A 21,800-nucleotide genomic window follows, 5' to 3' on the forward strand; every position below is an offset into this window, starting at 1 on the left:
GTATACCTTCTACTTTTTGTAGATAAAAAATGCATATTAGAGAATATTTAACACTTCTCGATACTATAAGGGGGATTATTAAATGGGGAGAGTCCAACAACTTGCACCAAATTTTTATTGTATTGATACACATGATTTAAATCGTGAACAGCGTACAAGCTCTTATTTGCTAATCGATGAAAAAATTACATTAATCGAGACTTCTGCTAGTCCTTCTATGCCATATATAATAGAAGGTTTAAATGAATTACATATTGATCTAGAGGATATTCAATATGTAATTGTTACACATATCCATTTAGACCATGCTGGCGGTGCAGGCTTATTTTTACAAAGTTGTCCAAACGCTAAATTCGTTGTACATCCACGGGGTGTATCTCATATGGTTGATCCTAGTCGCCTAATCGCAAGTGCAAAGAGTGTTTATGGGGCAGACTTTGATCGTCTATTTGATCCAATTGTCCCTATTGATGCTGAACGCATTATAGAAATTGGACATGAGGAGGTACTATCTTTAGGTCAACATCAGCTAACGTTTTATCATACAGAAGGTCATGCAAAGCATCATGTTTCCATGCTTTATTCTGCTACGAATGGATTGTTTGTTGGAGATACAACTGGTGTACGTTATCCAGAAATGGAGAGCGAATCGATCGATTTAATTATTCCCTCCACTTCACCGAATCAGTATGACCCAGATACGATGGAGCAATCTATCGAGCTTTATGAAACCTTAAATGCTACAGAATTGTATTTTGGTCATTTCGGTGCTTATAAAAATCCAGATGAAGCTTATAGACAAGTGCGCTATTGGACACCGCTATTTTTAGCTGAAGGGGAAAAGGCGTTAACGGTATCTAGTGATTTTAAAGAACAAGTACAATTTTTAGATACACGCCTAAAGGAACTTTTGTACAACTATTTACAGGAAAATGGCATCGCAGAAAATCATCCGGTTTATCAAACAATCCCCTTCGATACTATTGTTTCGGCAATGGGAATTTTGGATTACTTAGAGAAAAAGAATGCCAATAGTTAAAGCAGACTTAACTGGAGAGGAGTAATCCTCTCTGTTTTTTTATATTCATTTTTCTTCAACGGTTACGAAATGTTTGATTGCAGCAGGCAAGCAAGCGAGTTCTGATTTAAAGAACCCTGGGAATAGAAAGGTATCCTGAAGATTCGAAATAGGTAACCATTCTAACCTTTCTTCAATACCATCACTGGTGCAGCTCTCACATTTAACTTCGATTTCTTCACTTGATTTCATCAAATAAAAGAATGATATTTCATGAAATTGCGTTTCCCCATATGTATCACTTTGAAGTGGAAAAAAGTTTTCATGAATAAACACTAAACGATCAACTTCAAAATGTACTTTGGTTTCTTCAAAGCATTCTCGGATAATGGCTTCTTCCAAAGTTTCCTGTAATTTCACTCTTCCCCCGACTGAGTAGTAGTAAGGGTCACGATTATTTTTAACCATCAGCACTTTACCATCTCGGAGAATGATTGCGCCCACCCTCATATTGAACACCCCATCTTTAGTTGGGAATGTAATGTCCTGCTTTTGTTTATCCATCAGAATCTCCTCCCTTTCAAATGTTAACTCTACCACTCTATGTAGCTATCTTTTCTCGAAATTGCACCGGACTATGTAGGTACCGATGCAGAACAGCTTTGTTAGTATCTAAAAGGTATTGTTTTAATCATTATAGAATATAGAAAATATAGGGAATTAAAAATAATAAGAGGTGAGTTAAATGAACGATACGTTTTATAGTAAACACTTTCAGCTAGAACAAATTGGTCAAGGTATCTATGCAGCAATAGCCCAAGAAGGTGGCGGGGCTGTAGCAAATGCAGGTTTTGTGTATTTAGGCGATAAAGTAATCGTTTTTGATACATTTAACACACAACAAGCATCTAAAGACTTAAAGCTCATTGCTGAAAAAATAACAAACCGAGCTGTTACATGGGTTGTTAACAGTCATTGGCATGGCGACCATATTCGAGGCAACCAAACATTTAAAGATTCTATTATTATTTCAAGCCAAATTACATATTCAAAAATAAGAGACATTCATCCCTCGAGAGTCAGTAAACAAAAAAATGATATTCAAGGTTTAAAAGATTATATTCAATCCTTAAAAGACCAGCTACATCAAACCAACGATAACAAAATACAATATCAAATAAATTCTCTAAATGAATTAAAAGATTCTTTACCTACATTAGAATTAGTATTACCGAACCAAACATTTATAAATGACATAACCTTTCAAGGAACGAAACGTTGTGCAAAGCTTTTTACATTAGGAGGAGGCCATTCATTTTGTGATGCAATGCTTTATATACCTGATGAGAAAGTAATATTCATGGGTGATTTATTATTTGTGAAATGTCACCCAACGTTTTTTGAAGAGTCTGATCCTATGAAATGGAGCAATATTTTAAAAAAAGTTGGACGACTAGAAATTGACGTGGCTGTACCCGGACACGGTCCCAACAGGTACAAAAGAAGATATCTCAGAAATAATTAATTACATTTCAGAATTAACTTCCATTGCAGAAAAAAGTAACCAAAACGAGGAACTAGAAATACCTGAAATCTTTAAAGATTGGAGTTCACCGGAGATTTTCCAACAAAATATAAAACGACTAAGAGAAGTGTCAATTCAATAAAACAAACCTTCCCATCAAACCTGCTATAAATTAAAAAGACTCCTTTAAAAAAAGGCTGTGTTAATTAAAAAATAACAAAGGGAACTTGAATAAATGTAGTTCCCCATCCTTATTCTTTTAGTACAAATCTCCATAGTCTTTTATAAAAGCAAGTGTTTTTTCAAATAATATGGGTTGAATCTCAGGATATGTTAGGTATTTTGGTAGACTGCTAAAAAGTTGTACTTCTTCAATTTCAGAATCAGGTAATTGACCAATTTCCTCAATCTTTGCAAAATATAACCTTCCAAAAACCTTTTTTAAGGAATCATCCATTGAATAATCGCAGATTGGTAATAGGTCAACGTCTCTACTTCCAGTTTCTTCAAACAACTCTCTTTTTGCAGTTTCATCTATCTTCTCACCTGGTTCTCTGTGACCACCAGGTATCTCCCAAGATTGTCGATTAAAATGTCTAACATAAACCCATTGTCCCTGATAATAAGCGCTTATCACGGAAAATTCTAACTTTTCATCATTTACCGAACCAATATCATAAAATTCGATTTTCATTTTTCACCTCATTCATTTTTCATTTGCATAGGGTTTTAACCTATTTACTCGAATTGCTGATTGTGCGGAATCTGTGCATTAGGACATCTTTTTTTTAACTCTAAAATAAACTTCATTTTATCTTTTGGTAAAATTTTTATACTACCGTGAGCTGCTGTTTTATAAAATATTTCAAGACCCTTATCAGATGATGAAATTCGATAACCAGTAAACTTATCTATCGTTGGAGAAACCTTTGTTATACTTTGATATGGAATTTTACTTTTGAATGGTCCACCTTTAACTAAAAAATAATTTTCACAGAAAACAAACTTAATAGAATTTGCGTAACACCATATAAAAATTGCTGAAATTATAAACATTACAGACATAATAAATACTGTTGAAAATGATATAATCGGAAGCATTGATATAGCCCCCAATATCCAAATCAATAAGAATATTAAGTTTAAAGAAAAGATATCTACTTTTGAATGATAAACCATAAGAATTATCCTACCTTTCTTATTAATGTTGTAGGGATGAATCCCATCTCAATACAAGGGTATATGTTGATTATATCAATCCTAAGGCAAGAGGTTTGAGTTTAAAAAAATAAAAACAGATGCCATTGATATCTATTTCAAAAGATTTACACACAAAACTCATTACAGTCAAAAAGTTTTTTTGAATTCATGCATTTCAATGATAAGAAAAATTTCCCGAAAATGCTATTGCTAAAGGACGATGTTTAAATTCTCTTATGATTTGGAAGGTACAAATTGAAAAAGGCGCATCAGGAAACGTTGATTTCCATTGCGCCTTTTTTTATTTAGTAATTGTTCGTGCTAAAAATGCGGAGAAGTGTTGTCGTGTTAATGGTTGATTCGGTTTAAAATAGCCATTTTCACCCGTTGTAATACCATATTGAGCTAAAATTTGTACGTATTCATAGTACCAATCCGTTTTTGACACGTCTATAAAAGTAATCGGGAAACCTTTCTTTGGTTCTAATTGGTAAGCATTTACTAAAATCTTCGCCATTTGTGCTCGCGTGATTGTTCCATTTGGATTAAAACCATTCGGGTTTTTATCGATAATTCCGCCACTGACAAGCTTTTGGATATTCGTATAATTTGGATGCGTAATAGGAACGTCTGGGAATGCATATGGGTTTAACATTATTGGAATACTAGGTGCATTCGCACGAGCAATCATTGCTGCAACGTGCTGACGTTGCATTGGATTCGTTGGTTTAAACGTATTATCTTCATAGCCATTAATAATGCCAAGTAGACGAATACACATAATTTCTTGATAATAAGTGTGTGTTTTTGGCACATCTTTGAAATCCGATAATCCATCATTAAATAAAAGGGTATATTCACCATTACTCATTGCAGTAGCTTTAACATAATACGTACCTTTCTTTAATTCCTTCACGCCGCTTTGTTTATTATTCCTACCTTCCCAAATTACGTTATTGAAAGCATCAAGTATTTGTATGTTCATTGTACTTACTTGAAGAGGATCCATTATCCAAGAAATAGTTTTTGTTTTATCGATTGTAAATGTGTAATAATCAACGTCATGACGCGCATCGAAATAGCCATACATCATGTTATTGAAGTGAACAGGGGAAGCGTTACTCCTTGTGTCGTTCCCTTCTTGTTCTGCATAATCACTCTTTGTCGTTACTTGAAATGTATATGGTTTGGATTCATATGTAGAAACCCCCACATAGTAAGTACCTTTACCTAAACCTATTGAATACGTTAGATCGCTTATTACTTCCCAACGATTCCATTCACCAATAAGGTTGCCGTTTGCATCTGAAACCGATAATGATGTATTTGTCGGAGCGTCTAAATCAATATGGAATTCTTGGTAACCGGCTTTTTCAACATTTAATTTATAAACATTATATTCTCCTGCTCTTCCGGGTGAAATAGCACGCAATGGTGTATTGAAGGGAAGTAACTGTGCAGTTTGATTTGAATTGTTATCTTCAATATTAGGATAAGCATTTTCTTCAAAAGATAAAGTAAGTGCATACTTTTCATCATCCGATCTTGGTACGACCTTTAAATAATAATTGCCAGGTGCTAAGCCCATTTGGAATGATTTCTTACTGCTAAATTTAAATAATTCTTTGCCACTTTTATTATAGACATAAAAGTCATATTCTTTGTAGAAGTCTTGGCTATCTTTTTGTAAATCAATGTTAGCAAATCCTAACTTTGGGATAGAAAATGCAAACATATCTTCATCGGAGTAGTGGTTAGCGCTCGCAATTATTTGTTTGTTTAATGGTAGAGCTGTTGCTGTCTCAAATGTATTATTGAATTCGAATTCGCTGTTTTTTGGAGCATCTGAAAACGAATATGTAAATTCATAGTTATTGCCTTTAGCTTCGATAAAGTAAGTACCACGTTTAATTGGAACTGTTAAATTACCCTTTTGGCCATAGCTTAACAATTTATTTTCATCACTATACACGGCTAGGCTAGTCTTTGTACCAGAAACATGTAGGTATTGATCTTCTTGTGAAGTGATTTTGTAATAGTCTACGCCAGGGCCTAAACTTGTTGTACCTTTAATAGTTGTATTTGCAGGAATTTCTGGAACTTGTGAAGATATTCTATCATTCGGCTCAACATCGTATGTGTGACCCGCAGTAAATCTTGTTGTAAAAGCAAAGGAGGCTTCAGGGATGCGTTCCAAAGTACTGATACGCAGTTTATATGTTCCTGCCTTTACACCGTATGTTGCAGAAAGGCCATCTATCCCAATCGTTCCCCTATCTATAAAAAAATATAATTGATTACCATACAGTTCAAACTCCGGATACATTTTGTTTTGAGCACCATCAAAATCAATTGTTAAAAAGCCAAGCTCTGGAATCGTAATATCGTATGTAAGCCATTGATTTTGTTTGGCAGTTCCAGTTATTTTTTCATCAAGCGAAATCGATGCAGCGTCAGCCGATGTAGCGAATATGGCACTAAGAATAACTGCCAGTAAATAAGCGTGAATTTTTTTCATAATATACCTCCAAAAACCTAAATATATCAAAATCTTAACATACAATAAAAGGGTTTTTGAACTGGTAAAAAATGATTTTATGTTTTGGATAGTATGATAAACCCCTTCTTCTCTGCAAGAGGTTCGAATTTAAGAAAAATAAAAACAGATGCCATTGAGATTTATCTTCTTTGTAAGCTGTTTTATATATAAATTAGAACCATTTAAAAAGCATCGACACTTTAGTCGATGCTTTTTGTACGTAAGTTTTGCTCTTATCTTCTAACTTCTAGTCATACTTATAATGTAAGTCATTGCTCCTTTAACCGTTCTAAAGCTGATTGAAAATCCTGGCTCTCCCCTACTTGACGAAAATTTTTGAATGGATTACTCACTTTTCTCATTCGCTCCAGAACAGCTGGGATAGTAAAGAGATCTGGTGTTAAATGCTCATTAACCTCCTCCCAGTGTAATGGCGTTGCCACTAAGCCCTTCTCATTCCCACGAGTTGAGTATGGCGCAATAATCGTCTTGCCTTCTGCATGCTGCACATAATCTAAATATAATTTTTGATGTCTATTCTTCTTTAAACGCTCAATCGTATACAAGTCCGGTTTTTGCTCACATAAAAAACGACAGAGAAATTCAGTAAATACTCGTACCTCCTCATAAGTAAAGGTATTTTCAGGTAACGGTATATAAAGCTGTAATCCTTTGCCACCCGATGTTTTCACAAAAGATTGGAGCTTAAAATAATCGATCATTTCTTTTAAATCTAGTGCCCCTGAAACGGCAAGCGAAAAATGATCGACAGAAGGAGGATCTAGATCAAAGACAATTTCAGTCGGATGCTCTGTTTGTAACGTTTGAAATGGTATGTGAAGCTCTAATGCAAGCTGATTGCCTAGCCATAATAATGTTTCAAGATTGTTGCATACAAGATAATTAATATCGTCCATCCGCCCTGTTGAAGCAAATTCAGGGATCTTCTCTGGACTACTTTTTTGATAAAAGCTTTCGCCAGGTACCCCATGTGGAAAACGAATTAAAGTAAGTGGGCGAATACGAAGAAAGGGTAATAAATACGGAGAAATCATCTGCAAATAATGTAAATATCCATCCTTCGAAATACCGATTTCAGGCCAAACAGGCTTATCAGGATGCGTAATCTGAACCGAATCTGGGATAGGATAAAGTTGACGTTGCATATGCTGCCAATGACAGTCCTGTGGCAACATCTCCAGTCGAAATGCATGGAAACGTGGTTCTCGACATTTGCTGCCATCGAAATCTATACAGGCAATATCAAGACAAATGGATGGCTCCAGCTCCCATGTTTCATTATTCCTCTGTCCATTTGCTTGAAAAAATGCAATAAGTGTTTTCCGCTCTTCCTCTGACATTCCATGTTTAAAAATAACTACTTCAACTAGCTCCCCTTGTTGATAAATACTGCCATGAAAATAACCATTGCCATGATCATATTTCGTCACTATGACCGTTACATATCTCCAATTTTTTATTTTTAACCAATGTGTTGAGCGTGTATCTCCAACCCATTTACTCGTTTTCTTCTTTGCAATCATTCCTTCTCCATTGTAAACTTTAATATCCTGCCAAAGAGATTCACTATTTTCCACACAGCTAATCGCTTGCAAAGGACATGGATCCTCGTAATTGACAGTAACTGGAAGATTTAAAGTCTTAAAAAGCTTAGAAAGTTGTTGTTTGCGTGTTTTTAAATATTTATTTGTCAGCGACTCCCCTTTATTGTTCAGTAAATCAAACACAATATAATGACAAGGAAAGGCTTTTACATGAGTAGCAATTACTTCTTTATTTTGCATCCGCCCTCTTTTTTGGACTTGAGAAAAATCACTATTGAAGTTATTCGTTAAATAAACTAACTCACCATCAAATGTTAATGGTAAATACTTTTTAACTTTGTTAAATATACTTTTACAAAAATCGAGTATCTCTGGAAACAAGTGATTTAAGTTGTTACCATTTCTGCTTATTAACATCGGCTGTTCGTCCCAAACTAACATACATCTAAATCCATCATATTTTGTTTCGTACATCCACTCCTCACCAATAGGCGTTTCGAGCACTTCCGTTAATAGCATTGGTTTCATGTGAATACCTACTTTGCTTTTTACATACAGTTTTTGACGATTTCACTTTAAGATACATAAAAATAAGCAAAATATATCATAGTAAGAAAAACGAGGTGATACAAATGCATACAGTTTGGAAAGGCAGTATCTCATTTGGTCTTGTCAATATACCGGTAAAACTTCATGCCGCAACAGAAAATAAAGACATTAAATTACGTCAGCTCCATAAAGAATGTCATACACCTATTAGCTATAAAAAAGTTTGTGAAGGCTGTAACCAAGAAGTAAAAGATGAGGATATTGTCAAGGCTTATGAATATGCCAAAAATAAGTTTGTCGTATTAGATCAAGAAGAATTAGAGAACTTGCGTAAGGAAAATGAAGATAAGGCCGTTGAAATCATTGATTTTGTGAAATTAACTGAAATCGATCCTATTTACTTTGAACGTACTTATTTTTTATCCCCCGATACAACTGGCGGTAAGGCCTATTCCCTATTACGTCAAACATTAGAGCAATCCGGAAAAATAGGCGTTGCTAAGATTATTATACGTTCAAAAGAGCAATTAGCGATTGTCCGTGTTTATCAAAACTCTTTAGTAATGGAAACGATTCATTTCCCTGATGAAGTAAGAAGTGTTAGTGATGTTCCAAATATTCCAAGCGAACAAACCATTGTTCCAAAAGAGCTGGAAACCGCACTGATGCTAGTCGATCAATTAACAACAGAATTTAATCCTGAAAAATATACGGACGATTACCGTAATGCTTTAATGGAACTAATAGAAGAGAAAAAAGCTACAAATACCATATCAACTAGTGATAATCGTCCGATTCCTGATAATGTCACGGACTTAATGACAGCACTTCAAGCCTCCTTAGAGAAAACGAAAAAGCCAACAACGAGAAAACGAGCAACGAAAACGAAGAAAAATGCTTAAAAAATACACGTAAGAAGCGTATCCATTGATTTTGGATACGCTTTTTAAAATAGTTCTCTTTTATTTTTTATAACTAATAGCTTGTCTCTATACATTCCATATTTGTAATAAAAATTAGGTTTGCCAATCTCCTCAAAATGACGATTCCATTTAAACATTTTAATAAATATTGAAAAGGTTGGTTTGTAATTGGACTTTTCCAAACCTAGTTTTTGTAATGTAAATCTCTTTATTATTCGGTAGATTCGTATGAAATAATTCGTATCTAAGAAAATAATTAAGTCGGCATTCGAAAAACTTTCTGCTACCCATTCCTCCAAATGAACGCCCTCAATAATCCACGCATTTGTAAGAATAATATTATTTAAATAATCAACTTTTTGTTGATCGGTTCTTCTAATTTCACCTGAACTTTGTCTATTCCAAACAACATTATCTAACTCATAATAAGGCATGTTTAATTTTGCAGATAACTCTTTCGCTAAAGTAGTTTTCCCACTTCCAACAGAGCCTATGATATGTATTTTTTGAGGAAATTTATTGCTCAAATGAACCCTCCTATCCTTTATATTTTGTTCATTTTGTGGCTCATCACCAAAAGTTAGGGTTGGCAAATTGTTTAAAAGAGACATTTTATAAGTTGATTGGAGTGAGGCTGGGCGACTTCTGGGGAATCAGCGGCTCATCGGATATCCCCAGGAAAGCGACCAGGTAGAACGGAAATAAACCCTATATTTATGATACATGCCTAATTTGTGAGAATATTGGATTTATTATACAATATCTCTAAGATAAAGTTAAAGGAGCGAATGGTATGTATCAATTGGCAATTGAAAAAGCGAATGATTAAAATGTACTCGTGTATTTTTCTGTGCAAGACTGCACGCTACTTCAATTACCTATTTCATCAAATTTCATCTATATGACAGGAAATTCATTTCAACATTTTTAAGTAACGAAAGTCAAAATGCTTTGTTCCAATCCGTTAAAAAGCACTTACATCCAGGTGGAGAATTTGTATTTGATACGAGGACTGCACTTCTAAGTGAATTGTCTAACGTGGATGAATACGAAGAAAGTTCAGTCAATAACAAAGGTGAAAAACTAACGATTCAGCATTGTGAAGAATATGACCCCATCACACAAATTTTAAATTGCCGTACTATTAATAAGTTAGAACACACTACTTTCGAAGATGCTATTCGACTTCGCTATAGATACCCAATGGAAATGAAGAGGCTATTAGAACAAAATGGGTTCGAACTGTTACACATATATGGATCATGGAACAAAAGTGACTTTACAAAAGATAGTGTATCTATGATTGTACACGCACGGTTAAGAAAATAAAAACCTTATCCACAAACACCAGTTCTCTTTTCTGCTATAATAAAGAAAAAAAGCTAGGAGCTAAATAGATGATAAACATTCGTGAACGCATGGAGCATTACCATATAACAGGTTTAAGTCTTGTAGCTATCGAAAAGGGAAAAATCAGTAGAATAGATCAATTTGGTGTTTTGGAGGCAGGTACCGATAAAAACATTGATGAGCACTCCATTTTCAACGCTTGTTCAATCAGTAAGTTTCTAACAAGCATTTTAGTAATAAAATTGGTGGAACAAGGGATCGTAGACTTGGATGAAGATGTTAATAAAAAACTAGTGTCATGGAAGGTTCCTGACAATCAATTTACGAAGCATAAAAAGGTTACATTACGAAACTTACTAAGTCATCAATCGGGTATTGTGGACCCGGAAGGCAGTTTTATGCCTGTAGAATCATTCAAGGAAATGCCATCCATGATAGAAATTTTGAATGGAAAAACCACTTATTGCCCTACTTCAATTGAAGTGACTTATGAACCTGAAAGTGAATTTCACTATTCTGATGCAGGCTTTTGTCTTATTCAATTATTAATTGAAGATATAACACAAAAACCATTTTCTCTTCTAATGAACACATTTATTTTTAAGCCATTAAGCATGACAAACAGTACATTTTCTACCTCTCTTTCAACGGCAAATATGGATACTTTCGCATGTGGGCATGATCGAAATGGAGCGTTAATTCCAGGGAAATATTCTATTTACCCTTATCTTGCAGCTTGTGGTATATGGACTACCCCTAGTGATTTAACAAAATTATTACTGGATATTATGAATGCTATCAAAGGGCAAAGTAAAATCGGCCTTACTACAAAACACATGAAAGAACTATTTCGCTCACAGGGATGTAAGGAATGGACGGGCCTTGGCGTATTTCTAGATGGCGCGGACGAGAAGCTCGAATTTTCCTCACTTGGCTGGGGTGTTGGGTTTCAATGTATGCTAGTAGCCTATCCATACCTCGAACAAGGGATAGTTATGATGACTAATACTGATACAGGTATGCATCAAATGAAGGGAATCATGGGTGAAATCTATCATGCACTTTACTAATAACAGAAAAAGAGGCTATCATTCAGCCTCTTTCTTCACCTTATAATGCATTTGTACCATTTGTCCATAGCGTTGTGTATGGATTAACTTCAAATCTTGATATGGATTATGATCCTTAAACAATGGAATTCCAGAACCTAAAAGATGCGGTGTAACCGTAATAATTATTTCATCTATTAACTTTTCTTTCATAAAGGCATCGAGAATTTCTGCTCCACCAACCATCCAAATTTTCGACCCTTCCTGTTCCCTTAATCTGTTCGTAAACGCTACAACATCTTCATTCACAAACTCAACATGTTCGTTTTTACCACTTTGTGATGTTGTGAATACATAACATTTCTTATCGGGATATGGAAAAGACTCAATATGGTCTACAACCCAATCATACGTTCTTTTACCCATAATAATGGTATCAATGGATTGATACATGTCTGAATAGCCAGCATCCCCTTCCCCCTCTGTTTCTTCTAGCCATTGTAAATCATCATTTTCTTTCGCGATAAATCCATCCAAACTAGTCGCAATATATAAAATGATTTCTCGTGACATAATGTCATCTCCTTTTCTCTTTTGTAAAACTCATGAACAATATCTATAATATACACAAAACATGACAACTACTGTCACGATTAAAAGAAAAGGTGAGAAAATGTCAAAAGCAAAACGTTTATTAGATATTCTTCTTTTTGTTAGCGCAAAAAAGAAATTTACTGCACAAGAAGTCGCTGATGAATTCAATATTTCTATTCGTACGGTTCATCGATATATTTTAGATTTAAGTGATATGGGCTTACCTATTTACGCGGAACAAGGACGAAACGGTGGTTATACTGTCCTAACGAGCAGACTTCTTCCCCCTATTTTATTTACAGAAGATGAGGTAGTTTCGATTTTCTTTGCGTTTCAATCACTGCACTATTACCGCGATTTACCTTTTAATACGGAAATTAAATCCGCTTCTCATAAGCTTTATAGCTCACTTCAAGAGGAAGCGCAGCGTAAAGTAGATAAACTTCAATCCTACATCGCCTTTTGGAATCCTAAAAGAGCAATTGAAACACCTTTATTGAAAGATGCTTTAGAGGCAGCCCTTGCAAATAAAAATCTTCATATTCAATATGAATCCAAATCAGGTACTACTACGAAACATATTCATCCACTAGGTGTTTATGCACATGATGCGTTATGGTATATGCCTGCCTTTGATTTCACTAAACAAAAAATATTACTATTTCGTGTAGATCGTATTCTTTCTATCATAGAAAGTGAAGAAAACAACGATAAATTCTTAAATTTAGAGGAGTGGTTTGGCAGTCCATATGAAACTAAACAACCCATTCGTTTACACGTTTTATTATCAAGGGAAGGTGTAAGACAATGCAAAAGCGATCCAAACCTGGGGGATTTTATCGTCATAACACAAGATGGCACAGGCTATATTGATTCCATCATAGACAAAGGTGAGCTTAATTTTATTAGCCCCCTCTTCTATCGACTTGGTATACATGCTCAAATTTTAGAACCAAAAGAATTAATCACTATTTTACGAAAGCAGGCAAAAGACATTTTATCTATGTATCCAGAAAATGATTAATATTATATGACGATTTTGTAAGATTGGTGTTACATTCATCGTTACTACTTTATGCGCAACTTCCTTATACTTTGTAAGTGAGGAGGAGAAAACCTGCAACCAATTGAATTAAACAAACGAATTGATACATTAGATTATTTAAGAGGATTTGCTTTATTAGGAATTATTTTAGTAAATATTCCGGCATTATTATGGATTAATACACCAGACACATCTATAGATATTGCATATTATAGATTTTTAATATTATTTGTGGAAGGTAAATTTTTCTCGATTTTTTCATTTTTATTTGGTGTAGGTTTTTATATTTTTATTTCCCGAGCAATGGCTAAATATAATAACGCCTATCTTTTATTTATTAGAAGACTGATTATCTTATTATTAATTGGTCTTGTACATTTTTATTTTCAACCTGGAGAAGCATTAACCGTTTATGCAATATTTGGGCTATTGGCGTTACCATTTTACAAAGTTCGCAAAGAAATAAACGTAACTATAGGACTTATACTATTAGCGATAACTGCTTATTATGGCATCAAAATCGCTATGCCGTTTCCACTCATTTTATTGGGATTAGCTGCTGGGCAGTATCGAATTTTTGAAAAGATCCATGACAATCGTAAAAGTATATTTATCTTTACAGTTATAATGTTCTTTATTAGCATAGGTGGCTTGCTGTATCAATGGCATTATGTCCCAGAAGCAATGGTCAACGTTAATAATATGACAAAAGATGAATTTACTGAACATGTTATAAACATTGAAAAATTTTCATTAATCGGGCTTCAATTTAGCCCATTTGTATCGGCATTTTATGTTGGATTTTTAATACTTTTACTGCAACACCCTTTATGCCAAGTTTTATTTTCACCATTAAAAGACTATGGCCGCATGGCATTAACAAATTATTTAGGGCAAACAGCGCTAATCTTAATAATAGGCAATGCCTTTCACCTTATTGAAAATATTCGCTTCATCCAATCTCTTTGGATTTGCATTGGCATTTACATTTTCCAATTACTGTTTAGTAAGATTTGGCTTAATTTCTTTAAATTTGGACCATTAGAATGGTTGTGGCGTATGGGTACTTATTGGGCAGTACCTTCCTTGCTTATAACTTCTACTAATGCTAGGGAGCGCTCCTAAGAGAAAACTATTATTAATTTAGAAAATGGTAAACACCTAACGGAAAGCTTTTCTGCTTCATAAAATGATAGTATATCCAATTCGCTTCCAACCTACTCATTGGAAAAAAACACACCCCCACCATTACATTTTCATTTTGGTCACTTTCCGCTAAGGAAAAGCGACCTTTTTTTCATATCAGAAAGTTCTAATGGAATGCATTTTTCTTTTTAGTAAAAATATTCACTAATCCCAATAAACAATAAATCACACTAGACACTATGACACTATAAAATAACACAGAGATTGAAGTCGGACCCCATACCTTAATAAACTCCCAATTTGATCCCTCTATTAAAATTTTTGGGGACATTGTAATAAGTGCAAAAATTAATACAACACATAATAAATGAATAAATAATAAAAAAGTCCGTTTCAGATTTAAAGATGTTCTAATTCGTTGTTTTTTAACAATTTTCTTCAAACTTGATAACAATAAAATGCATAAAAACATCCCAAAGCCTACAACAATAACGCATAGAAGTGAAACAGTTTTATCCAACTTCTGAAGGTTATCAGAATAAATAGTATTAACCGTTTTACCTTCCCATAAATCCATCACACTTTGACCTATCGCCGTTGTATAGCTCGAGTTCATATTGGATAATATAGCCACTCCTAATTGTTCATCAGGCTGCATAATAAAATAAGATGTAAATGTTGGATTTTCACCGGCATGAAATAAATACTGTTTTTTGTCTCTTTCAATAACTCCCCATCCACTAGCGTAATATGTATCTTTATCGAAAGGCTCCACAGATTGATCTGGGATATGCGATTCTTGAATTATTTTATTATCAATCGAATAAATTTGGCTATTTCCTAACTGAAGCTTTAACCATTTTGCTATATCATTTATGTTACTTATAATATATCCAGCAGGTACATTTCCTCGGTAAATAGGTGGTGTATAATCCTGCTCTCTCATCAGTCCTATTTTATATCCTGACGCCATCTCATTAGATTTAACTTGATGAAGCCCAACAAATGAATTATTCATAAAGATTGGCTCTAATATATGCTCTTTGATATACATATCAAAGGATTGTTTTGAAACCTTTTCAATAACGAGGCCCAAAACATCATAATTGAGCGTTGCGTATTCATATGAGCTACCTGGTTGTCTATTTAATGGCTGATCTAGCAATTTTTTTACAGTCAACTCAAGAGCATTCCGTTCGTTACTTTTAGGGATATTATATATAGTGTTAGTAGCTATCCCACTTGTATGATATAGTAACTGATTAATAGTAATTGACTGAGGCTTTCCATTATATTCTAACTTTAACCATGGTATATACTTTTGGACATCATCAGATCGTTTTAGTAAGCCTTCCCGCTCCAATTGTAGAATGGCTAGTCCTGTGAATGCTTTCGATGTAGACCCTAGTTCAAATAATGTATTAGAGGTAACGGGGGTTTTTGACTTAACATCGGCGTATCCGAAGCCTTTTTCATAAACCGTTTTCCCCTTCTCAACAATAACTAAAGATATCCCTGGAATTTTACTAAGCGCCTTTTGCTCTTTCACAAATTGATCAATCTTTTGAATTTTTTCATTTGAGTCTGCATTTACTATTGTTGGCGTTAAACTAAATAAGATTACAATCATAGCAATTATAGACATATAGATTTTTAATGATGGTTTCATTTTCATTTCTCCTTTAAGCTGGTACAAGGTTAAAATCCCTTAACAACACCGTTAACTTTAACAAGCAATTAGTACCATATCCATCGTTTTACATGACTAAAAACATCACAACATGACAGTTTTGTAACGTACAGTTTAAGGACGTTACTTGATAATGAAGACTACCGGACAATGGATCTTGAATAAACACAAAAGATCAGGTTCCCATTCTAAAAAATGAGAGCTGATCTTTTTTATGATAAGTATTAAGATTTATATTTCTGTTCTAAAATCTTTCCTAAACTGATACTCTTAATGAATGCTGAAACGAAAAAATGTGTTGTTATCGTTTGTTTTTAATAACAACTTCAGTTACAGCTAACGCTTTTCTTGGTTTAATATTTTCCATAATGATATCCGCAATATCATTAGGATCCATTAATGTCTTAGTTTTTTCCTCAGGGAAAATCCCGTCCCAAAATTCTGTGCTCATTCCACCCATGTATACAGCACATACATTAATAGATGTTTCGCTTAATTCTAGTGCTAGACTCTCTGTAAATCCTCGCACACCAAATTTACTAGCACAATAAACAGATTCCGTTACTTTTCCTTCTAGACCAGCTGTAGAAACGATATTGACGATCGTTCCTTCATTACGTTCTTTCATACCTTTTAGCACTTCTTGTGTGCAAAAAATGGTTCCTTTTAGGTTAATATCAATCATTTGATGAATTGAATCCTCATTCAAGTCTTCAGCTTTATCAAAATAGCCAACACCAGCATTATTAATGAATAACTGAATGGATCCAAATTCCTCTTGGATAGAATGAATTACTTGAGCGACCATTTGTTTTGAAGTAACGTCAACCTCATAAATAGAATAGCCATTGGTTAAAGCTTTAGCCGTATTTTCAAGCTTTGATTTCGTTCGACCGAGTAAACAAATGTGATTGCCTAAAGACGAATATTTATTAGCAAGTGCTGCCCCTAAACCACTGCCAGCCCCTGTTATAACAACGATATTTTTGCTCATATTGATCATCCTCTCTCGCAGTTAATTATACCATTATAGGAACTCTTATCAATAAGAGGAACGCGTTAAATTGTATCATCCTTCCTGCTCTATTCAATTATATACAAAACGATGAGAGCACTTTATAAATGCATCTGCTTTTGTGGAAGCTAACACAAAAAGAATTGAAGATGATACCTAAAAACTTACTACTCCCTGATCAGTAGTAATAATTTCTTCTAAAAACGATTGACACACAACTAGTCTAAAGAACTATATTAATTTTTATTCATTTCGACTCATATACGCTCCCATTCATTCATATTTCCATGTCAATCGACACTTTTATGTTATTTTCTGGGTATTCAATACATATACTATTATATTTATAAATAAAGAGACATACTTTCATCGAACACGGAATATAATTCTGGAGGGTGTTAAATGAATACAATTAAATCTTTAATTTTCCCCCAAGACTTGAACAGATTAAATAAAACTCTACTCAAAGAGATTTGTAATAAAATGACTTTAGAATCTACTGGCAATGTAAATGAATTAGCAAGTAGAGTTTGGGACTCTTTTGAGCATATAGACTGCGACGTACTTAAAATGATCAGCAATAATATTTTCTCTGGAGCAGTTTCATTAGCTTGGTACCAGGCGACAAATAATACTGGTTTAATAGGATTTAAACAAAGTATTATTGATACTATGCCATTTAACCCGTTCGAAACAGTAGTTACTCCAATTTGCGAAAATGTTCCTATTGATCCCACAATTATTGCTGCTGCTGAAATTGAAGGTTCTAAAGCTTATTATTTAAGATTTATTCATAGAACAGGTGTTAATGTTGATTACTTTTTAACTAATCGAAGAGAATACATTAAGCACGAAATTACAACAGTTTATATTGATGAAGAAATGGGGATAATTGAAGTACGAGCAAGTTCAGCTATTGCCAAAAAAATTATTTCTTGGTTAACTAAAATTGTCGATGAAGAATATGAATTTAAACAGTATGATTTATTAGAGAAATATGGTGGTACACTTGAGTCTTTAGCTGATACCCTTCAAGGAAGGCTAATTGATGCTACAGGTAGACCAGCAGGATCAGTCAGTACATTTGAAGAAACACAGGGTCAATCAATTGTGAGTATACTATCTGCAATTGACGAATACTATACTAATGGTGAATTATCAGTTCTAGAGCAAAATTTAAATAGCGAAGATATTACCGGGATATTAGAAACAACACCTTTTACTTTGTTACTGTTAAGTGGTCTTGAAACAATAGGATTAGGTAGTATTAGAGAATTACGAGGTTTACCATTATACAATTATTTAGAACCTTATCTATCCAAACAAAAAGGATCCATCTTATTTGAACATAGTGTTGATGGCGTGAAACAAGAATATTCTATTCGAATTGGCGTAAATACAAAGACATTTAAGTTCAATGTATTTGCGTCTGAACCTGTTTTGGATTATATTAGAAAAAAATTGATTTACCAAATTTATTCTGCGAGGTAAAAGTATTGAGCAATTTAAAGCCATGGGAAATTTCTCAAAAAATAGATAATGCACTTGAGGCAATTGCTATTAGTAAAATGGATAAATTTTACCATAGTTATATTGCAAAAATAACTAACTTACCTCTTGGAGTAGTTATTGATACATTATCTGAATTAGAAAAAAAAGAAGCGCTCGTTATAAAATTAGAATTTCACTGCGAGGAATGTAATAGAAGTATTTTAACTGCTAATAAATCTGAACTTGAAAATATTGAGTCCATTCCTTGCAAGTATTGTGGTACAGAAAACTGTTTTGATCCTTTAAATGCTATTCCAATAATCGAATTAAGTGATGATTTCAGACAAAGTTTTTCAAAAAAAAAATTAATAACAAAAAGGAAAATGTCGGGTTAATGTATCAAAATAAACCTGAGAGCTTAAGAGAAATTATCGATATTTTAGCCCAAGAAAATTCTGATCAATTATTAGACAAAGTTTCAAAGCTCGGGAAAGTTACTATTATCTTAGGAGATGGTTATATGGGTGATTCTAGTAAATATGGTGGTTTAACTTTTGGAGAAAACAAAGGTAATATAACTATTGAAAACAATGGCACACTCAATCAAGGGATATCTAGCAGCTTGCCTAATGACATTATTAATGCTTTACAACAACTTCATGAAGAAATTCAACATCTATCAGACGAACAACGAGATATTGCAGAGGCTAATTATGAACTCCTTCAAACTCATATAGAAAATGGAGATAAAGAGAAAGCTAAAAAACCATTAGAGAAATTAACTAGTATACTAGGTGTTATTAGCTCTATTGTCTCGATCGCTTCTGCCTTAGGACTTGGAATTCCTTTAAAGTAATTATAATTTATTGTTTTTATATCCCACTAAAATGAAACTTTTTAGTAAATAAAGCCTTAATTCAGAGCTGTAGCGTGTGATAACGCTGCGGCTTTTTTATTCATCTATAGACAAATTCACTACAAAAAAATGTAAACTACATATATCGTATCTATAGGAGCATAAAAAGACATATTACTTTTTCTCCTCTATGGATCACTGAAGCTGGACCAGCGTTGATCCTTTTTTATTTTTCAAAGGCAATAAACTATACAAATATAGCTATAGCGTCATATAAATAATAATGTAAAACACAATTACCTTTGTCCTCCTTTTTTGTAATAAGGGTCACTCCAATCCCAAGTGACCTTTTTTATTGTCTTATCTCACAAAAAATTAATGGATTGACTAATTTTTAATCCTATAGCGGGATGGATGAATATCCCACCTATTCTCTACAGCTAACATATTATATATTGTAGAAAGGAGGGATATTTTTATGGGATACTATAGAAATTTAGGTAACTTTAACAATTGTTATTCCTGTGGCTGTGACGGTGGCTATAACCGTGGTTCTGGTTCAATATTCGCTCTAATCGTTGTTCTATTTATTCTTCTAATTATTATCGGCGCTACTTTCGTAAATAGAGATAACTGTTAGCATATCCATACAGGTCTACCAGCCTTTCGCAGCTCTTTTTTTGACAAAGGGTCGCTCTCAACCTAGTGACCCTTAAATCATTCTTTTTATCATAATATTCAGTCAATTATTTCAATCGTGAAAATGTTTTATTCCATAAAAAATAAGCATCCAATCGAAAGATTTTCTGCCCATATATTGAGACACACTTTTGTGAGTATTTTAATTGCAGAAGATGTTGCTTTTACAAAGGTGGCTAAAATAGGAGATACACCTGAATTGGTGAGGAATCAAAAGCTACTAGAATTCTTCCATCTTTAATAAATTTCAAGTGATTCTCTTTTTTTGCACAAATATGGGGTACAAGTTATTCTTGTACCCATTAAACATTGATATATTCATTTATCGAACTATCTAAATATATTGTGCTCATAAAGGTAATCATACGAAAGATCGACGAACAAATATTCATGCTCGTTAATAGCAATCGAAAACGTTCTTGTAACTTCCCCTGTCTCGATATCTCGATAAAGCTCTGAGATTTCTCCGCTTTGATCATTGCGCATTTTAATGATTGTTTGTAGGAAATATGGACGCCAGCTCCAGTTTTTATTGATGGCTCTTGGCTGCAACTCCCACTGGCCTTCTATACGCATTACGTTAGGAGATAGTTGGAAACCATCTTCATCACAAATATATACTCGGAATGAATAACTGTCCAACAGTTGGGCTAGTTGCTCTAAATGTGTGATGTTGTCACTAGAAGGTTTAACACGATGGACAATCGCTTCTAGCTCCTCCCTCAACTTTTTCAACTCAAAATATTGCACCTCTAGAATTTTCTTTTCAGAGGTAATAAACTGCTGGCACTCCTCCTTAAAACGCTCCTTTAAAATATCCTTTTCTACGAATGTCATTGCAGGATTTGCCAAGTATCGGCCTTGATAAAAGCGACCTCCATTCTTCCAGGCAAACTGCAATTGATAAACCGTTTCGATTCCTTCAAATAAGAGGTTTGCACCAATTTTATATGCGAGACTACCTATTGCTGATATCATATCTGACTGTGCAGACCAAGAATCATAATTTAAGTCTCGAATATTAACCTTTAAAATTTGAGGTGATAATAGAGCAATGTGCTCTAAATGACTCTCTGACCCCACTTCCTGAACAGCAATTTTGACACCAAAAGTCGTAAAGTAACGTACTGCATGGTGTAACTTTTGAATGTCACCTAAAAAACGATGCTCAGAAACAACTAATACAATACGATGTAAATCCTCTTCACTTAGATATTGTTGAATAATATTAAAATGACTTTCACCGAAATCCTGCATCAGTAGGTTTGGATTACTTGGAATATAAATATCAATATCCTGTCCGATTTCTTCTATTTTGGCTAATGCAGCGTGAAGAATTTTATGTTCCATGTCAATACGATATTCTTCGGGAATATCTTCGTTATTCACAAAATCTTTTAAATTAATTTGTTGACCCTCAATTTGTAACTGTCCGGAAATTTCGTAGGCAATCACCGTATGCGCATCCGCGCTAAATATCGGTTGAAAATACCCATGTATTTGATCTAAATTTGTTAACACTTCAATTGCATCCATTGTCGAAACC

Annotated in this window: 21 protein-coding genes; 11 read left to right on the forward strand and 10 right to left on the reverse strand. The window is 33.9% G+C overall.

What is annotated here, in order from left to right; genetic code table 11:
* Nucleotides 1–82: 82 nt before the first annotated feature.
* A complete protein-coding gene (locus tag ACQKNC_RS10905; protein WP_427424865.1) occupies nt 83–1,039 on the forward strand; it encodes an MBL fold metallo-hydrolase in 957 nt (318 codons plus the stop codon).
* 45 nt (nt 1,040–1,084) lie between these two features.
* Here the strand turns inward: ACQKNC_RS10905 and ACQKNC_RS10910 are convergent, their stop codons facing one another.
* On the reverse strand, nt 1,085–1,582 hold the full coding sequence (locus tag ACQKNC_RS10910) for an NUDIX hydrolase (RefSeq protein WP_427424866.1): 498 nt from the start codon (nt 1,580–1,582) through the stop codon (nt 1,085–1,087).
* A 181-nt stretch (nt 1,583–1,763) separates the two neighbouring features.
* On the opposite strand from ACQKNC_RS10910, the gene ACQKNC_RS10915 reads away from it, so the two are divergent.
* Nucleotides 1,764–2,543 carry an MBL fold metallo-hydrolase gene (locus tag ACQKNC_RS10915; protein WP_427424867.1) on the forward strand — a complete coding sequence of 260 codons (780 nt, stop codon included), beginning with the start codon at nt 1,764–1,766 and terminating at the stop codon, nt 2,541–2,543.
* 259 nt (nt 2,544–2,802) lie between these two features.
* Here ACQKNC_RS10915 and ACQKNC_RS10920 read toward each other — a convergent pair whose 3' ends face one another.
* The 4 genes from ACQKNC_RS10920 to ACQKNC_RS10935 all read right to left on the reverse strand — a co-directional run bounded on the left by ACQKNC_RS10920 (nt 2,803) and on the right by ACQKNC_RS10935 (nt 8,375).
* Nucleotides 2,803–3,237, reverse strand: a complete 435-nt coding sequence (locus tag ACQKNC_RS10920) for an NUDIX hydrolase (RefSeq protein WP_427424868.1) — start codon at nt 3,235–3,237, stop codon at nt 2,803–2,805.
* 44 nt (nt 3,238–3,281) lie between these two features.
* Nucleotides 3,282–3,644, reverse strand: a complete 363-nt coding sequence (locus tag ACQKNC_RS10925) for a PH domain-containing protein (RefSeq protein WP_427424869.1) — start codon at nt 3,642–3,644, stop codon at nt 3,282–3,284.
* A gap of 400 nt (nt 3,645–4,044) precedes the next feature.
* Nucleotides 4,045–6,261, reverse strand: a complete 2,217-nt coding sequence (locus ACQKNC_RS10930) for an S-layer homology domain-containing protein (RefSeq protein ID WP_427424870.1) — start codon at nt 6,259–6,261, stop codon at nt 4,045–4,047.
* A 290-nt stretch (nt 6,262–6,551) separates the two neighbouring features.
* Nucleotides 6,552–8,375 carry a DNA ligase D gene (locus ACQKNC_RS10935; protein ID WP_427424871.1) on the reverse strand — a complete coding sequence of 608 codons (1,824 nt, stop codon included), beginning with the start codon at nt 8,373–8,375 and terminating at the stop codon, nt 6,552–6,554.
* 104 nt (nt 8,376–8,479) lie between these two features.
* On the opposite strand from ACQKNC_RS10935, the gene ACQKNC_RS10940 reads away from it, so the two are divergent.
* Nucleotides 8,480–9,298, forward strand: a complete 819-nt coding sequence (locus ACQKNC_RS10940) for a Ku protein (RefSeq protein ID WP_427424872.1) — start codon at nt 8,480–8,482, stop codon at nt 9,296–9,298.
* Nucleotides 9,299–9,342: 44 nt separating this feature from the next.
* Here ACQKNC_RS10940 and ACQKNC_RS10945 read toward each other — a convergent pair whose 3' ends face one another.
* The gene (locus tag ACQKNC_RS10945; RefSeq protein ID WP_427424873.1) at nt 9,343–9,846 is read right to left on the reverse strand and encodes an AAA family ATPase; all 504 of its coding nucleotides are present in this window, start codon (nt 9,844–9,846) and stop codon (nt 9,343–9,345) included.
* Nucleotides 9,847–10,270: 424 nt separating this feature from the next.
* On the opposite strand from ACQKNC_RS10945, the gene ACQKNC_RS10950 reads away from it, so the two are divergent.
* Both ACQKNC_RS10950 and ACQKNC_RS10955 read left to right on the forward strand, forming a co-directional pair.
* On the forward strand, nt 10,271–10,648 hold the full coding sequence (locus tag ACQKNC_RS10950) for a hypothetical protein (protein ID WP_427424874.1): 378 nt from the start codon (nt 10,271–10,273) through the stop codon (nt 10,646–10,648).
* Nucleotides 10,649–10,716: 68 nt separating this feature from the next.
* A complete protein-coding gene (locus tag ACQKNC_RS10955; protein ID WP_427424875.1) occupies nt 10,717–11,739 on the forward strand; it encodes a serine hydrolase domain-containing protein in 1,023 nt (340 codons plus the stop codon).
* An 18-nt stretch (nt 11,740–11,757) separates the two neighbouring features.
* On the opposite strand, the gene ACQKNC_RS10960 is transcribed toward ACQKNC_RS10955, so the two are convergent.
* Nucleotides 11,758–12,291 carry a dihydrofolate reductase family protein gene (locus ACQKNC_RS10960; RefSeq protein WP_427424876.1) on the reverse strand — a complete coding sequence of 178 codons (534 nt, stop codon included), beginning with the start codon at nt 12,289–12,291 and terminating at the stop codon, nt 11,758–11,760.
* Nucleotides 12,292–12,391: 100 nt separating this feature from the next.
* Between ACQKNC_RS10960 and ACQKNC_RS10965 the strand changes: the two genes are divergently transcribed.
* The gene (locus ACQKNC_RS10965; RefSeq protein WP_427424877.1) at nt 12,392–13,336 is read left to right on the forward strand and encodes a helix-turn-helix transcriptional regulator; all 945 of its coding nucleotides are present in this window, start codon (nt 12,392–12,394) and stop codon (nt 13,334–13,336) included.
* Between the two features lie 93 nt (nt 13,337–13,429).
* A complete protein-coding gene (locus tag ACQKNC_RS10970) occupies nt 13,430–14,482 on the forward strand; it encodes a DUF418 domain-containing protein (RefSeq protein ID WP_427425010.1) in 1,053 nt (350 codons plus the stop codon).
* 187 nt (nt 14,483–14,669) lie between these two features.
* On the opposite strand, the gene ACQKNC_RS10975 is transcribed toward ACQKNC_RS10970, so the two are convergent.
* Both ACQKNC_RS10975 and ACQKNC_RS10980 read right to left on the reverse strand, forming a co-directional pair.
* Nucleotides 14,670–16,178: a serine hydrolase domain-containing protein gene (locus tag ACQKNC_RS10975; protein WP_427424878.1), complete on the reverse strand. Its 1,509-nt coding sequence runs from the start codon at nt 16,176–16,178 to the stop codon at nt 14,670–14,672.
* Nucleotides 16,179–16,494: 316 nt separating this feature from the next.
* On the reverse strand, nt 16,495–17,187 hold the full coding sequence (locus tag ACQKNC_RS10980; protein WP_427424879.1) for an SDR family oxidoreductase: 693 nt from the start codon (nt 17,185–17,187) through the stop codon (nt 16,495–16,497).
* 423 nt (nt 17,188–17,610) lie between these two features.
* On the opposite strand from ACQKNC_RS10980, the gene ACQKNC_RS10985 reads away from it, so the two are divergent.
* From ACQKNC_RS10985 to ACQKNC_RS11000, 4 genes are all read left to right on the forward strand, one after another.
* Nucleotides 17,611–18,699 carry a hypothetical protein gene (locus tag ACQKNC_RS10985; RefSeq protein WP_427424880.1) on the forward strand — a complete coding sequence of 363 codons (1,089 nt, stop codon included), beginning with the start codon at nt 17,611–17,613 and terminating at the stop codon, nt 18,697–18,699.
* A gap of 5 nt (nt 18,700–18,704) precedes the next feature.
* Nucleotides 18,705–19,094, forward strand: coding sequence for a hypothetical protein (locus ACQKNC_RS10990; protein WP_427424881.1), 390 nt, complete (start codon nt 18,705–18,707; stop codon nt 19,092–19,094).
* Complete coding sequence (locus tag ACQKNC_RS10995) at nt 19,094–19,555, forward strand: hypothetical protein (RefSeq protein WP_427424882.1); 462 nt, start codon at nt 19,094–19,096, stop codon at nt 19,553–19,555. The genes ACQKNC_RS10990 and ACQKNC_RS10995 overlap by 1 nt, the downstream gene beginning before the upstream one ends.
* 478 nt (nt 19,556–20,033) lie before the next feature.
* Entirely contained in the window at nt 20,034–20,195 is a 162-nt protein-coding gene (locus tag ACQKNC_RS11000) for a YjcZ family sporulation protein (RefSeq protein ID WP_427424883.1), read from the forward strand.
* A gap of 389 nt (nt 20,196–20,584) precedes the next feature.
* On the opposite strand, the gene ACQKNC_RS11005 is transcribed toward ACQKNC_RS11000, so the two are convergent.
* The gene (locus ACQKNC_RS11005) at nt 20,585–21,790 is read right to left on the reverse strand and encodes an EAL-associated domain-containing protein (protein ID WP_427424884.1); all 1,206 of its coding nucleotides are present in this window, start codon (nt 21,788–21,790) and stop codon (nt 20,585–20,587) included.
* Between the last annotated feature and the right edge of the window lie 10 nt (nt 21,791–21,800).

It is taken from the genome of Lysinibacillus sp. NPDC094177 (assembly GCF_050279145.1).
In the GTDB taxonomy this organism is placed as follows: Bacteria; Bacillota; Bacilli; order Bacillales_A; family Planococcaceae; genus Lysinibacillus.

What these genes read in the sequence shown, in the direction of transcription:
- ACQKNC_RS11000 (WP_427424883.1), top strand. Translation starts at nt 20,034, where the DNA reads ATGGGATACTATAGAAATTTAGGTAACTTTAACAATTGTTATTCCTGT.
- ACQKNC_RS10940 (WP_427424872.1), top strand. Translation starts at nt 8,480, where the DNA reads ATGCATACAGTTTGGAAAGGCAGTATCTCATTTGGTCTTGTCAATATA.
- ACQKNC_RS11005 (WP_427424884.1), bottom strand. Translation starts at nt 21,790, where the DNA reads ATGGATGCAATTGAAGTGTTAACAAATTTAGATCAAATACATGGGTAT.
- ACQKNC_RS10980 (WP_427424879.1), bottom strand. Translation starts at nt 17,187, where the DNA reads ATGAGCAAAAATATCGTTGTTATAACAGGGGCTGGCAGTGGTTTAGGG.
- ACQKNC_RS10960 (WP_427424876.1), bottom strand. Translation starts at nt 12,291, where the DNA reads ATGTCACGAGAAATCATTTTATATATTGCGACTAGTTTGGATGGATTT.
- ACQKNC_RS10905 (WP_427424865.1), top strand. Translation starts at nt 83, where the DNA reads ATGGGGAGAGTCCAACAACTTGCACCAAATTTTTATTGTATTGATACA.
- ACQKNC_RS10925 (WP_427424869.1), bottom strand. Translation starts at nt 3,644, where the DNA reads ATGCTTCCGATTATATCATTTTCAACAGTATTTATTATGTCTGTAATG.
- ACQKNC_RS10920 (WP_427424868.1), bottom strand. Translation starts at nt 3,237, where the DNA reads ATGAAAATCGAATTTTATGATATTGGTTCGGTAAATGATGAAAAGTTA.
- ACQKNC_RS10965 (WP_427424877.1), top strand. Translation starts at nt 12,392, where the DNA reads ATGTCAAAAGCAAAACGTTTATTAGATATTCTTCTTTTTGTTAGCGCA.
- ACQKNC_RS10930 (WP_427424870.1), bottom strand. Translation starts at nt 6,261, where the DNA reads ATGAAAAAAATTCACGCTTATTTACTGGCAGTTATTCTTAGTGCCATA.
- ACQKNC_RS10935 (WP_427424871.1), bottom strand. Translation starts at nt 8,375, where the DNA reads ATGAAACCAATGCTATTAACGGAAGTGCTCGAAACGCCTATTGGTGAG.
- ACQKNC_RS10910 (WP_427424866.1), bottom strand. Translation starts at nt 1,582, where the DNA reads ATGGATAAACAAAAGCAGGACATTACATTCCCAACTAAAGATGGGGTG.
- ACQKNC_RS10955 (WP_427424875.1), top strand. Translation starts at nt 10,717, where the DNA reads ATGATAAACATTCGTGAACGCATGGAGCATTACCATATAACAGGTTTA.
- ACQKNC_RS10995 (WP_427424882.1), top strand. Translation starts at nt 19,094, where the DNA reads ATGTATCAAAATAAACCTGAGAGCTTAAGAGAAATTATCGATATTTTA.
- ACQKNC_RS10985 (WP_427424880.1), top strand. Translation starts at nt 17,611, where the DNA reads ATGAATACAATTAAATCTTTAATTTTCCCCCAAGACTTGAACAGATTA.
- ACQKNC_RS10975 (WP_427424878.1), bottom strand. Translation starts at nt 16,178, where the DNA reads ATGAAAATGAAACCATCATTAAAAATCTATATGTCTATAATTGCTATG.
- ACQKNC_RS10915 (WP_427424867.1), top strand. Translation starts at nt 1,764, where the DNA reads ATGAACGATACGTTTTATAGTAAACACTTTCAGCTAGAACAAATTGGT.